The organism is Neobacillus niacini (assembly GCF_019749295.1).
In the GTDB taxonomy this organism is placed as follows: domain Bacteria; phylum Bacillota; class Bacilli; order Bacillales; family Cytobacillaceae; genus Neobacillus; species Neobacillus niacini_D.
Genome location: NZ_JACWFG010000002.1, coordinates 233,747 through 246,146 on the forward strand (window position 1 = coordinate 233,747; position 12,400 = coordinate 246,146).

Sequence of the window (12,400 nt, forward strand, 5' to 3'; positions counted from 1 at the left end):
TTTTTTACTCAGCTATCTTGTTTAGCAATATAGCTGAAAGGTTTAGGAAGGGAGCAAATCCATGTCCTTAAGAAGTCAGTTATTAAAGGGAATCTTGGATGGCTGTGTCTTAGCTGTTATTGAAAAAGAACCGGTATATGGCTATGAATTATCTAAGAAGCTTCAGGAATTTGGTTTAAGCGATGTCAGCGAGGGTACGATTTATCCCGTGTTGCTACGCTTACAGAAAAACGGTCTTATCAGGGGAGAAATGCAGCCCTCTGAATCGGGACCAAACCGAAAGTATTATTTTTTAACAAAAGAAGGCAAGGAATCTCTAGACATTATCGTTACAGAATGGAAAGAGATGGTCGGACCAGTTAATTCTTTATTTAAGGGGAGATTAGAATGAAGGCGAAACATTTAATTGAGGAGAATAATAGAAAACGGGAACAACTCACACCCGAGAATGAAAAATACTATAGTGACATGCTCATATATATTCGTCTGCAATTAACACTGTCCGAACAGCAATCCGAGGAAGTGTTGATGGAAATGCTCGACCATCTTCTTGATGGCCAAAACGAAGGCAAGAGCGCTCGGGACATTTTCGGGGAAGACCCTAAACAGTATGCAGATGAAATTGTTCTAAACTTACCGAAGGAAAAGAAACGAAACGTCATTCCATTTGTTTCTAGGCTTGTTCTGGATCTGTTCAGTTGGATGCTTATGATTCGCGGAGTGGCTATTCTCCTAGGTTCTCAAATTAAGAATGAAGCTGTGGATTCAAGTGTTTATCTGTTCTCCTCTCTATTGACACTTTCCTTAATCTTAGGATCCGTTGCATTCGGCGTATGGTTTATTTTTAGAACCATCCAACGTTCTTTGTTTAATGAACATGCTAATGAAACGAAAGACATGGTAAAGGTTGGTCTCTTCGGAGCAATCTCCATGGGACTTATCATTGCTCCAACCATGTTGATCCCAGAGTTCGGCCCCTCCTTCCACTTTTCTTGGTGGGCATCTATCCTAACAGGGTGTGCCCTTTGGGTAATCGTATTTACTTTCAAAAAACTTGAGGTTGGGCTTCGATAGATTCTCTATTGGCGGCTGGGAATTGATGAGGCAGGTACAACATCCCCACCCCACACTGTAAAAAAAAACACCGAATCCGCCTCCTAAGCGAACTCGGTGTTTTCCATTTTTACGCTGCCTGTTCGATAATTGTGTCACTGCTCTTATTACGCTTGAAACTTACTGTAATGAAGATAAATGTCACGATCATGAAGCCAGCCATGTAAGCGAGCAATACTAGATTGTTTTGCCACATGTAAGCAAAGTCGCCGCTTGAGATCACGGCTTTAAACGCCTGGACGCTGTATGTCATTGGGAAGAATGCATTAAATGGCTGCAGCGCCTCTGGTATTAACGCAAGTGGGAAAGTTCCCGCGCTTGTAGTTAATTGCATGATTAGGATGAGAATGGCGATAAATCGGCCAACATCCGCTAACGTTGTGACCAGCAATTGAATCAATGTCACGAACACCATACTTGTTAGAATCGTTGTTACGATAAACAATGGCAAGCTTTGTACTTCAATTCCTAAGCCAATAAGTAACACAAAATCGACTAATAGCGCCTGAACAACACCAATAATAGTGATGACGCCAAACTTACCGAAAAACCATTGTGAAGCCGAAGCCGGTTTGACTGCGGGTTCCCTTAGACCAAAAACAATTGAGATTATGAGTGCACCGACAAATAATCCAAGTGAGATGAAATAAGGTGCAAAGCCGGTACCGTAGTTTGGCACGGTGTTAATCTCATTTTTATCCACCTTAACAGGCTCGCCCATCATATCATACGTATCATCATCCGCCTCTACACTGTTCGCTGCTTCCGCTCCGTCTGACAGCTTCTCGTTTAACTCTGAAGTTCCGTCCTGCAATTTTTCCGTTCCTGCTTGTAATTCAGCAGAACCATCTGCTAGCTTTCCGGTTCCTTCTGTTATTTTACCTGCGCCCGATGACAATTCTCCCATACCGGCTGTCAGCTGGTTGGCACCGGAAGTTAATGCGTTCGAGCCTTCATAAAGCTGGTGAATTCCTTGCTGCAGCTTCACTTGGTTCTCATTGATTTCGCCAATGCCGCCAATTAATTGATCAAAGACAGGGTCTGTTTGTTGTTTCAATTGTGTTTCTAAACCAGATGTCGCTCCCTGCAGTTGTTCGTTTACCTGTGTTTTAAACTGCGTGAAGCCCTGGTGCAATCCAGGAGTGATTGCTTGTGAAACCTGCTGCTCCACCTCTGCCTTGGATGGCGCAGTCTGTTGTTCCATAATGGCTGTCACCGTTTCAGCGGGAACACCATTGGCGATTAACGCTTTAGCGAGTTCCTGCATTTTGGCTGTCTGCTGTGCAATCATCTGGTCCGCAATTTGCGCAGATAATCCAGCGCCTAACTGAGTTTCAAATTGATTGATACCATCGTTTAATTTCTCTGTACTGCCCGCTAACTGAGAGTTGATTCCGGCTGCAATTCCTGCTGGCAATTCTTCTTTGATTTGCTCAGCCCCTGCTTGTGCTTTTTCGGTGCCTGTCACCAGCTGCGGCAGTTTCTCGTCAACCTCTTGTAATCCTTGTTGAATCGCCGCCGTACCTTGTGCTACCTCATTTGAACCCGATGCGGCACTGTTGATTCCTTCTTCAAATTCAATCGATTTGCTTGCTAAGGTTTCAAGGTTTTCCTTGATTTGTCCTGCACCCTCGTTTAATTCTGCTGAACCATCTTTGATTTGGCCGGCACCCTCGCTTGCTTGGGCTAACCCATCACCCATTTCGGTTACTTTTTCAAAAATACTTTCAGAGTATGTTGCGACAATCTCCTTTGAGATCTCCGCTTTGATTTCCTTCATCGCGGTTTCACCAATTTGCGCAGAAAGGAAGTTTGCCCCTTCATTCGGAACATATTTGATTTCTAACTTTTCCGGTTGATCCTCCAGCAAGGTTGTTGCATTTTTTGAAAAATTGCTTGGAATTTCGACCAGGATATAATACTCTTGATCCTCCAAGCCTTGATAGCCCTGCTTCTTATCTACAATATCAAAATCAAACGTATTGCTTTTCTTCAGACTTTTGACCAGGTCATCCCCAATCTGTAGCTGCTCACCATCCAGCACAGCCCCTTCATCCTGATTCACAATCGCCACAGGCAGGTCGCCTAAATATTTATACGGATCCCAAAACGCCCACAGAAACATCCCGGCATATAAAACGGGAATAAAGAGAATGGCGATGATGGGAATGAGCACCTTGCGATTGGAAAGGATTGTTTTTAATTCTGCCTTAAGTCCTTTCATTCAACTTACCTCCGATACATTTTTGTGTTTTTGAAAAATAAACGGAGAATATCCGGTTAAATAGGTATTTTCTTGTTTTTTGTTTGAAATAAGGGACGTTTTTCCGTCTATCGTCGATAAATCTTTGAATCTTGGCTTATTTCAAATCGTTAGTCGGAATACCTCCGCTTATATCTGCCTTTTAAGCTTGCGCTTATACCTTAACAGGAAATTCTCCGCTTATGACTTCTCATACCTATTCGAAAAAATGAATCATACCAAAGCCCACATTTTCAAAAGTGACTATTTTTCTCATTTAGTCATTTTTAAGTATAAAAAGTGACCGTTCTGTTCAACCGGTCATTTTACTGCAAAATAAAAGACTCATGCTAACAAGCCTTTTAGTAAGTAAAGTTCAAAGAGCTTTGCGATTTCTTCTTTTGTTAATGGTGGATGGTTCCTCTGCCAGTCGATTACCAAGGAAAAGTACATTTTCAGCATCACAAAAGCCGTGACTTCTGGATCGCAGGATTTGATTTCCCCTTTATCGATTGCTTTTTGAATGATTGCTTTCATGTACTGAATGATTGATTGCTCCACCCGCTGCATCGCTTCGACGACAGTTTGTGTGCCCATATCGCGTTCTTCCTGAATCAATTTTATCGTCAATTGATGCGATTCCCGGAACGCATGAACCCGAACTAATACGCTGTTCACATTTTCAAGAATCGAGGCTGACTCATCCAATACGCTTTCCACTTCGAATCGAATATCAGCGATTAACGAGTTGATGATTTCTTCAAATAACTCTTCCTTTGTTTTGAAAAAGGTATAGATGGTTCCTTTCCCCACATTGGCCAGCTTTGCAACCTGATCCATCGTTGTTGCCTTATAGCCATATAAGGAAAAAGACTTTGCTGCTGCCTCTAATATCAATTTCTTCCGATCAATCACTGCCACATCCACACACCTCACTTTTAAAAAAACTGACTAAAATACTAATTTGGTCATTTGAACAAAAAGTACTATAACATATGTATTTTAGAAAAGCAACACACTAAAGTTTGCCTCCTAAGGAGTTTTTCATCCTGCGAATTTTGTCAAATTGTTTTATGGAACTAATTGCCGCTTACATACGTCTTATTAAGTAGAGATATAAAGGGAATAATTGGGGGATCATTTCGATGAAAAGAGTTTTAATTGCATTGTTTATTGCGTTGGTTTTGTTTTGTGCCACGGGTGGTTTGGAGCGGTTTGCAGAAGATACAAAAACACCGGAACCAGGGGTAACACAAGAAACTGAGGCAGCAATTGATTTATCATAAAAAATTTGATCAGTCCCGGCATTGCTGGGACTGGTTTTTTTCGTGAGCGCCGTGTCAAAATCTCTGACATGGACATACCTTATAAATGGACAAACTCCAATCAGTCATTCATTAGGCTAACTGGTCTGCTGCCTTCTTTTTTCGATAAATTGTTTTTTCTAGATAGTTTCCAAGAAAGCCGAGCAGGAGTCCGAAGGTCAGGCCGCTAAACACAGGCAGATCTAGGATACTTAGGACCTTAAATTGGTTCAAATAGGGAAGGTCATGCCAAAATAGTCCAAAATCCATGCCTACCACCAAACCGATGAAAAAGCCTGTATAGTAAGATCTTCGTTTTATTATCCGATCGAGGGCCTTGGCATTGCTGGCCTTGGCTGAATTAAACGCCTGCCAAATGGAAAAAGCATAGAGTGAGGGATAAAACATGCCCCACCTGTAATTAACGACACTGTGGGCTTGGGAGAAATCACCAGTAAAAGAATAAAGTAGTGCTAGGTTCAAGTTCGAGTATAGATTAATGAGAATTTCAAAGCCAATCAACACAAAACCAATGATGTAATCCTTATTGTAAAGCTGTCCAAACCCCGGTAAGACCATCGACCATACCGCTGCTGCATATGGGGATTTATACTCAGTTCTCTGTCTCATTGCGCCCATCCTCTCTTTTTAATATATTACAGCCATTTTCTTTGGATTTGGGGGTTTTTCGGCATATTTCACAAAATTTGGTATTTTAGTTATAGCAGAATAATGAGGTCGCGGGTAATTTGAACCAAAATGATTTTGGATGTATACGAGAATGATAGATTGGTAAGAATGATGATAGAAAGTAATTTTAAGGGGGAAAGTAGAATGAAAGAATCTAAATTGCTATTATCTCAATTTGCTAATGAAGAGGGCTTCGAGCTTACACAATATATTACTCACCTATTTGAATACGTCTCAACGCAGCTGGGACAGAATCAACCTATTAACACAACAGCCGAAATGGAAAATACCTAAGCCCAGGCGTCAATCGAGCCTGGACTTTTTTTATTTATAGCCCTGAAAACCACGATTATTTTTATAAAAAAACCGGTCTTGAGGAGAAATACCTTTTTCTCTCCTCTAAAGTCCATTTTTTGGGTATAATATAGGAATATGGATTTTTCTAAAAAAGGGGGTCGTGGCTTTGGGAGCAACGACTGCTAACGAACGGATCGAACTTCTTGCAGAAGAGATAAAAGAATTGCTGCATCCGCATGCTGCCGATGATGTGAAGCTCGTTCAAAAGGGCCTCATGCTGTACCGGCAAGGGCTGGTCAAGCAAGTACAAATATGGAATGCCCAAATTACGGCGATGGTACAGGATGTGACGCCTTGCTATGTGAAGCTCCATTTCACAAGTTTGTCGCTTAGCAGCTGTACATGCCCGCACGAGGGATTATGCCGCCATCAGATGGCTGTGTTTTTTGCTGCCTATTCACGTGTTGGAAGTGTCGCAGAGTGGGTCGCGGAATGGCGGGAGCCGATGAAGGAAAAGAATGACGTTGCTGACTGGGGTCTTCAGAAAGCAAAGGATTTAATAAAGGCGAACGGTGTCATGAAGCCTGATTATGGGCGCTGGGTTGAATCTTTCGAAGTGAGCTTCGATACCATCCTTAATTCGAAAAAGTACTCCAGCCCTTTTATCATTGCTGAGCTTTTCAATATTTATGAACGGCGGATTAGAGCAAGCGCTCCGGTGGAACAGGAATGGCGCCTGCTGTATGAAATGGTTGGAATCGTGGTTTCGTTTAAAAAGCTGGCGGCTCTGACAGAAGACTCAGGGTTTGCAGAGGATGTCGTTAGACGTGCATACCTTTCCGTTTTCCATAATTTAATCGAGGATGCCGATGAGCTCGTTTTGAAAATTGGAGTTCAGTCACTTCCGTTTGACTTCGACGATTTTATTTTAAAATTAAAGGACGAAGTGTTTGAGCTTTTGACATCAGCTACGGGACTTGAGCAGGAACGAGTCTATCTCTACCGCCTCCTCTGGACTAACCTTTTTAAAAAGAAAGAATGGCGTGATCAAGAAATCTTAGCGATTAATGAACGAATGAAGTCGCTGGAGGAGTGGGAAAATCCAAATCCGCTCATGGTGGCTGGGATACATATCAGCGTTTTGCAGCAAAAGGATGAACTAGCATTAGATTTGATTAATAAAATGGATGATAAAGTGATTACCCCTTATATGCTCCATTGGATTGATCTGTTGTCACAGAATAAAGCGTGGAAACGAGTCGGGCCGTATATTGAGCTGTTTTCATCTAACCTTAAGGGTTATTTAGACTTCCTGCGTACGTATCATTCTTGTGCGTCCTTCACGCGGTCGTCACTTAAGGCGATTAGCCCATATGTAACGGAAAATGGTAAGTTTGAATTATATGAACGGACGATGCTGGCGACGCTGCCTTATAGCTATACTGAGTATGAATTTTTGTTATTTGAACGGAAGCAGTACGACAAATGGGGTGACCTCCAGGCCTTTATGGGGTGGAAGTTTTACGATTTGCCAAGGGAGCGCGTTAAAGTGATTGAAAAAGAAAAACCGGAAGTGCTGCTAGGGATGCTGCACCAATCCGCACTGAACGAAATCAATCAAAAAAACCGCTCCAGCTACAAAGCAGCCGTACGGCACCTAAAAAAACTGCGTACATTATATAAGAAGACCAAACGCGTCGACGACTGGCAATACTTCCTCGACAGCCTAATGGAAAAAACCAAAAGACTCCGCGCCTTCCACGAAGAATGCAGACGGAGCAAGCTTATCGAAGAATAAATGGGACCATGCTGGGCGGTGCCTGTCACCGCTCGTGGACAGTGTCTTTCTGTGGTGACAGGCACCACTCGTGGACACTGTCCACCTCAGGCGGACAGTCCCATTCTAAAGAGATGTCCCCCCACCCTAGTAAAAGGAGTAACTTTGCGATGCTGAAAACTAGATTTATCAAGCTTCTGACAACTAAATTGGAGGATGGCCGCTATTTTTTAGCTGCTCAGGATGAGTTTGGGCATGTTTTGCCTGCTTCTGAGTGGAAGAATGTGCTGTTCGGCCGCCATGATGAGAGCTTTTTTGGCACGCTTCTGGAGACGGAGTCTGTAAATGACATGGAGGGTGTTGTGGTCACGGGCTGGCACCTTGTTTCTCTTTTTGCAAAGGAGTCGTTTAATCGGTTTATTGACTGGGACTGGGATGACCAATCGGAAATTTGCCTTGCTGCTGCTCACGCTCTTCATGAAGGAATTCTTGAGAAAGACTGGCTCCCGGACTTTTCCGTTTGGGAGAACGGTGAATTTCGCTGGAAGCTCCCTGTCCGAGTTGTGGATGAATTTGACCCTTCTTTTTGGGATCAGGAGGTTGATCCGCACCTGGAGGATTCCGAAACGGTACAGAAATTTATCTCGGACTTATATGATCATGCTTTAGATGCCTATTTAACACGCAATGCTGCGATGAAAGAGTTGTTTGGACCAAAGCTGGCATTACTGAGGAAACAAAATATCTCTGGTGCGGAGCTGGCACGGTATTTTGATGAGGACAGCTGGCTTGAGTGGGTGGGAATCAAGGAAAGCGACACTCCTTTTACGATTGGACTGAGGCTGGAGGAACCGCTCGATGGCGAGGGTCCTTGGAACTTGGATGTTTTTTTGCGTGGTAAGAAGAATGTCGATGATGTTTATAGTTTGGATGCCAAGCTCCCAGCACGGTGGAAGCCATTTTTACAAAAAGTTGAAGCTGAACAAAGCCGCTGGGCAAGGTTAATTCCTTGGCTGAGTGAAGACGGAGTTACGTTGAAAGCTGGGCTCACAGAGGAAGAAGCATGGATGTTTTTAACTGAGGCCAGTGAAACCCTTGTCGCTTTGGACGTTGAGATCCTCCTTCCTTCCTGGTGGCAGGCGATGAAGAATGCCAATTTGAAAGTGAAGGCTTCCCTGAAAGGGTCATCCAGCCACCGGCCATCGTTCGTTGGACTGCAGGCGATGCTTGATTTCAACTGGCGTTTTTCCATGAACGGTGTCGACTTTTCTGAGGATGAGTTCAGCCAGCTTGTCGAAGAAAAACGTCGACTGGTGTTTATTCGCGGCCGCTGGGTAAAGCTCGATCCGGGCTTTATTCGACAAATTCAGGATTTGATGAGGCGTGCTGAGAAAGAAGGCCTGCATGTCAGAGATTTGCTTGAGCAGGAACTGATTGAAGATACGCCTTCTGAAGATGAGCTAGAGAATCCGAAGGCTTTCGCGCGAATTCAAATTGAATTGAACAGTCAGTGGAAAAAGATGATCAAGCAGCTTTCCGAAGTACATGAGATTCCATTGGAAGCTGTCCCTGAGGGGCTTCAGGGCGAGCTGCGGCCGTACCAGCAGTTGGGAATGAGCTGGCTTTGGTTCCTGCGCCATTATGGCTTTGGCGCCGTTCTCGCCGATGACATGGGACTCGGAAAAACGGTGCAATTAATTGCTTATTTATTGAAGGTGAAGGAAGAAATCGGAGCTCTTCCGGAATTGGTGACTGAGGATGAACCTAAAAAAGGTGCCAAAGAAAAGGCAGCCACTCCAAAAACTCCTGTTAAGGCAGCATTGATAATTTGCCCTACTTCGGTGCTTGGTAACTGGCAGAAGGAGCTCGAACGGTTTGCTCCGGAGATGAATGTGCATTTGCATTATGGACCGAACCGTCTGAAGGAAGAAGCCTTTATGGAAAAAATAAAGGATGCGGATGTTGTCCTTACCTCATATGGTCTGAGTCATATGGATTCAGAGGAGTTTGAGTCGATTCTTTGGAGTTCGATTGCGATTGATGAGGCACAGAATATTAAAAATGCGGGCACGAAGCAGTCAAAGGCGGTTCGAAGGCTGCGGGCGAGTCATCATATCGCGTTGACGGGAACTCCAATGGAAAACCGTTTATCAGAGCTGTGGTCCATTTTTGATTTTACCAATCATGGCTATCTTGGCAGCTTAGGCCAATTCCAGAAAAAGTTCGTCATCCCGATCGAAAAGGATGAGAAAAAAGAAAAGGTCAATGAGCTGCAGTCGTTAATCCGTCCGTTCCTGCTGAGGAGGACGAAAAAGGATGAAGAAGTTGCCCTCAACCTTCCAGATAAGCAGGAGCAAAAAGAATACTGTCCGCTTACCACTGAACAGGCTTCGTTATACGAGCAGCTTGTGCGTGATACCTTTGCTGAAATTGAAAAGCTTTCAGGCTTTGAGCGCAAAGGGTTGATCCTGCAAATGCTCAGCAGGTTAAAACAACTGTGTAATCACCCTGCTCTTTATTTAAAAGAAAGGTCAGCTGACAGGCTGCTCCTTGAACGTTCGAACAAGTTAGAGAAGCTTATCGACCTCGTTGATGCAGTCCTAGACTCTGGCGAAAGCTGTCTCATCTTTACGCAATATATTGAAATGGGTGAAATGATTCGCGCGGCCATCAAGAAGAAGTTTGGTGTAGAGGTGCCGTTCCTAAACGGAAGTGTACCTAAAACACAGCGTGATGGGATGATTGAAAGGTTCCAGAATCAGGAGTTCCCTGTGTTCCTATTATCCTTGAAAGCAGGCGGAACAGGGTTAAACCTGACAGCAGCCAATCACGTTATCCACTACGACCGCTGGTGGAATCCAGCCGTTGAAAACCAAGCAACAGACAGAGCATATCGAATCGGGCAATCTCGCTTCGTTCACGTACACAAACTCATCTGCACAGGCACACTCGAAGAAAAAATCGACGCCATGCTAGAGAAAAAACAGCACCTAAACGACCAAATTATCCAAAGCGAAAACTGGATCACCGAACTCTCTACAGACGAACTCAAAGACTTGGTATATTTAGGTTAATTATACAGTGATGTATATTTGGTGCCTGTCACCACCTTGCGGTGGTGACAGGCACCAAAACAACGGATCTGATTTTTACACAAAAAAAGAGACCTGACATCGTGTTTATGATGTTAGGTCTCTTTTACGTTTACTATTGTAAGACAACGACTTTTACGGTTCTTCTGCCCCATGCAAATGCTTTTGCATTGTTTGGCATTAATACATCTATTTTATGGCCTTTGATGGCGCCGCCAGTGTCACCTGCGATTGCTACTCCATATCCTTCAACCCAAACCTTTGAGCCGAGTGGAATAACAGAAGGGTCCACTGCGATTAATTTCATATTTGGATTTTCTTTAATGTTGTATCCCATGTACGTAATACTACCAGAAGACTGATAGCTATAGGCAGTTGACGTTACATACATTTCTTTACCAGTAGTTGTTGGCGTCGGTGCCGGTGCTGCAGGAACAGCAGGAGCAGCAGATTTGCTAGCCGCGCTCATTACTCTAACTGCCTCTTGTTCTTGACGTACCTTCTCTTGTGCCGCTCGCAGCTCCGCTTGTATCCCAGCCATTTGTTGGTCAACTTGACTGTATTTTTGCTGCGTAACCGCTAATGATTCCTGGTGTTTTTGCAAATTTAGAGCAAGTTCATTTTGCTGTTTTGAAAGCGTTTCCCTTTCTACAGCTAGTTGGTCCTCATGCTTTGCAATTTCTTCTTTGTCTTTTTCAATCTGCGCAAGATCATTTTCCTGATCTTCAATAATATCATTATCAGCGCTAAACAAAGTTGTTACAGCATTTGCACGTTGAATAAGATCTCCCACACTTTTAGATTCTAGAATGACATTAATGGCTACATTCAGTTTTTCGTCCTCTTGTAAAGCCACTAATCTGCTTTTCATAACATCTTTACGGTTGTGGATTTTATCCTGAAGAACGACAATTTCTTCTTTCTTCTTTTCAATCAGTTGTTGAGTTTCCACGATTCTCTTTTGTGTTTCTGCCAACGCTTGTTTATTTTGTGCTATATAGGATTGTAAAGAGTCCATTTCTTTTTTAATCTTTTCGATTTCTTGATTAATAGAGTTCTTCTCATTTGCCTTTTGTTCAAGTTCTTGCTCCACACTATGTAAAGCTTCCTTACTTGATTCTGCATGTGCCACAACAGTCCCTGACACCAATAATACGCATGTTAGAACCATGAAAATCATACGCTTTAAAAGTTGCATACGCTTCCCCCTTCTCTATTAATCTATTTATACCATGACAATGTACCAGTTATATTACAGAAATGTTAAAACTCTATCACAAATTGTCATATAACAGTGGAAAACAATGTAAACAGATGAAAAACATAGGTAATTATGCGGTGCCTGTCACCACCCGTGGACATTTACTCCTATTTGTCCGTGTGGGGTGGACAGTTTGTTTCTAAAGTGTAGGTTTACGCGCTGTGTTGGTTTCTATATCGTGTTTGTGCACGCGCAAAGAAGGTGGAAAAAGGGCAATTTTGGTTTAGTTTTGTCTATTATGTGAAGCAAATGACAAAAGAAGGGTTTCGGCAGGAACCGAAACCCTTCTTTTTTGTCATTTCCTTGTAATATATTGTTACTCTTTTGTTTCCTTTAACATCCTGCTTAATTCCTCTACTGAATACGGAGTAAGCTTTGCAGTTTCATTAAGTGTCATGCCTTTTAACAAAAGACCTCTAATCACACTTATAATACCTTTTTCCAGGCCTTTTTCTATGCCCTGCTCAATACCACTTTCTCTGGCATCTTCTAATCTGCTCCGTTCATCCGATAGAGCCTTTGCCCGCCGTTCATACTCTTTTCTAGTCTCAGGGTCAGCGCTTAACATTATAAGGAACCCCTTTCGATTAAATTAGTCAATCCTTTGAAATATTATGTGATGGT

The 12,400-nt window shown here is 43.0% G+C and carries 11 protein-coding genes; 6 read left to right on the forward strand and 5 right to left on the reverse strand.

All coding sequences use genetic code 11. The annotated features are described in order from the left end of the window. Positions 1–61: 61 nt before the first annotated feature. A complete protein-coding gene (locus tag H0184_RS04775) occupies positions 62–391 on the forward strand; it encodes a PadR family transcriptional regulator (RefSeq protein WP_221822024.1) in 330 nt (109 codons plus the stop codon). Continuing rightward, the gene (locus tag H0184_RS04780) at positions 388–1,074 is read left to right on the forward strand and encodes a DUF1129 family protein (protein ID WP_221822026.1); all 687 of its coding nucleotides are present in this window, start codon (positions 388–390) and stop codon (positions 1,072–1,074) included. The genes H0184_RS04775 and H0184_RS04780 overlap by 4 nt, the downstream gene beginning before the upstream one ends. Before the next feature lie 109 nt (positions 1,075–1,183). Here the strand turns inward: H0184_RS04780 and H0184_RS04785 are convergent, their stop codons facing one another. Both H0184_RS04785 and H0184_RS04790 read right to left on the reverse strand, forming a co-directional pair. Further along, a complete protein-coding gene (locus tag H0184_RS04785) occupies positions 1,184–3,337 on the reverse strand; it encodes a YhgE/Pip domain-containing protein (RefSeq protein ID WP_221822027.1) in 2,154 nt (717 codons plus the stop codon). A 363-nt stretch (positions 3,338–3,700) separates the two neighbouring features. Beyond that, complete coding sequence (locus H0184_RS04790) at positions 3,701–4,270, reverse strand: TetR/AcrR family transcriptional regulator (RefSeq protein WP_313771720.1); 570 nt, start codon at positions 4,268–4,270, stop codon at positions 3,701–3,703. Positions 4,271–4,500: 230 nt separating this feature from the next. On the opposite strand from H0184_RS04790, the gene H0184_RS04795 reads away from it, so the two are divergent. Next, positions 4,501–4,641, forward strand: a complete 141-nt coding sequence (locus H0184_RS04795) for a hypothetical protein (RefSeq protein WP_221822029.1) — start codon at positions 4,501–4,503, stop codon at positions 4,639–4,641. A 111-nt stretch (positions 4,642–4,752) separates the two neighbouring features. Here the strand turns inward: H0184_RS04795 and H0184_RS04800 are convergent, their stop codons facing one another. Beyond that, positions 4,753–5,289, reverse strand: coding sequence for a DUF5683 domain-containing protein (locus H0184_RS04800; protein WP_221822031.1), 537 nt, complete (start codon positions 5,287–5,289; stop codon positions 4,753–4,755). A 204-nt stretch (positions 5,290–5,493) separates the two neighbouring features. Here H0184_RS04800 and H0184_RS04805 point away from each other — a divergent pair, with 204 nt between their 5' ends. From H0184_RS04805 to H0184_RS04815, 3 genes are all read left to right on the forward strand, one after another. Further along, positions 5,494–5,643, forward strand: coding sequence for a hypothetical protein (locus H0184_RS04805; RefSeq protein ID WP_221822033.1), 150 nt, complete (start codon positions 5,494–5,496; stop codon positions 5,641–5,643). A 226-nt stretch (positions 5,644–5,869) separates the two neighbouring features. Continuing rightward, positions 5,870–7,444 carry an SWIM zinc finger family protein gene (locus tag H0184_RS04810; RefSeq protein ID WP_260631428.1) on the forward strand — a complete coding sequence of 525 codons (1,575 nt, stop codon included), beginning with the start codon at positions 5,870–5,872 and terminating at the stop codon, positions 7,442–7,444. Positions 7,445–7,593: 149 nt separating this feature from the next. After that, on the forward strand, positions 7,594–10,497 hold the full coding sequence (locus H0184_RS04815; RefSeq protein WP_221822041.1) for a DEAD/DEAH box helicase: 2,904 nt from the start codon (positions 7,594–7,596) through the stop codon (positions 10,495–10,497). A gap of 133 nt (positions 10,498–10,630) precedes the next feature. Here the strand turns inward: H0184_RS04815 and H0184_RS27970 are convergent, their stop codons facing one another. Together H0184_RS27970 and H0184_RS04825 are read right to left on the reverse strand one after the other, a co-directional pair. Next, positions 10,631–11,713: a 3D domain-containing protein gene (locus H0184_RS27970; protein WP_221822043.1), complete on the reverse strand. Its 1,083-nt coding sequence runs from the start codon at positions 11,711–11,713 to the stop codon at positions 10,631–10,633. 379 nt (positions 11,714–12,092) lie between these two features. Beyond that, entirely contained in the window at positions 12,093–12,344 is a 252-nt protein-coding gene (locus H0184_RS04825; protein ID WP_221822046.1) for a hypothetical protein, read from the reverse strand. Between the last annotated feature and the right edge of the window lie 56 nt (positions 12,345–12,400).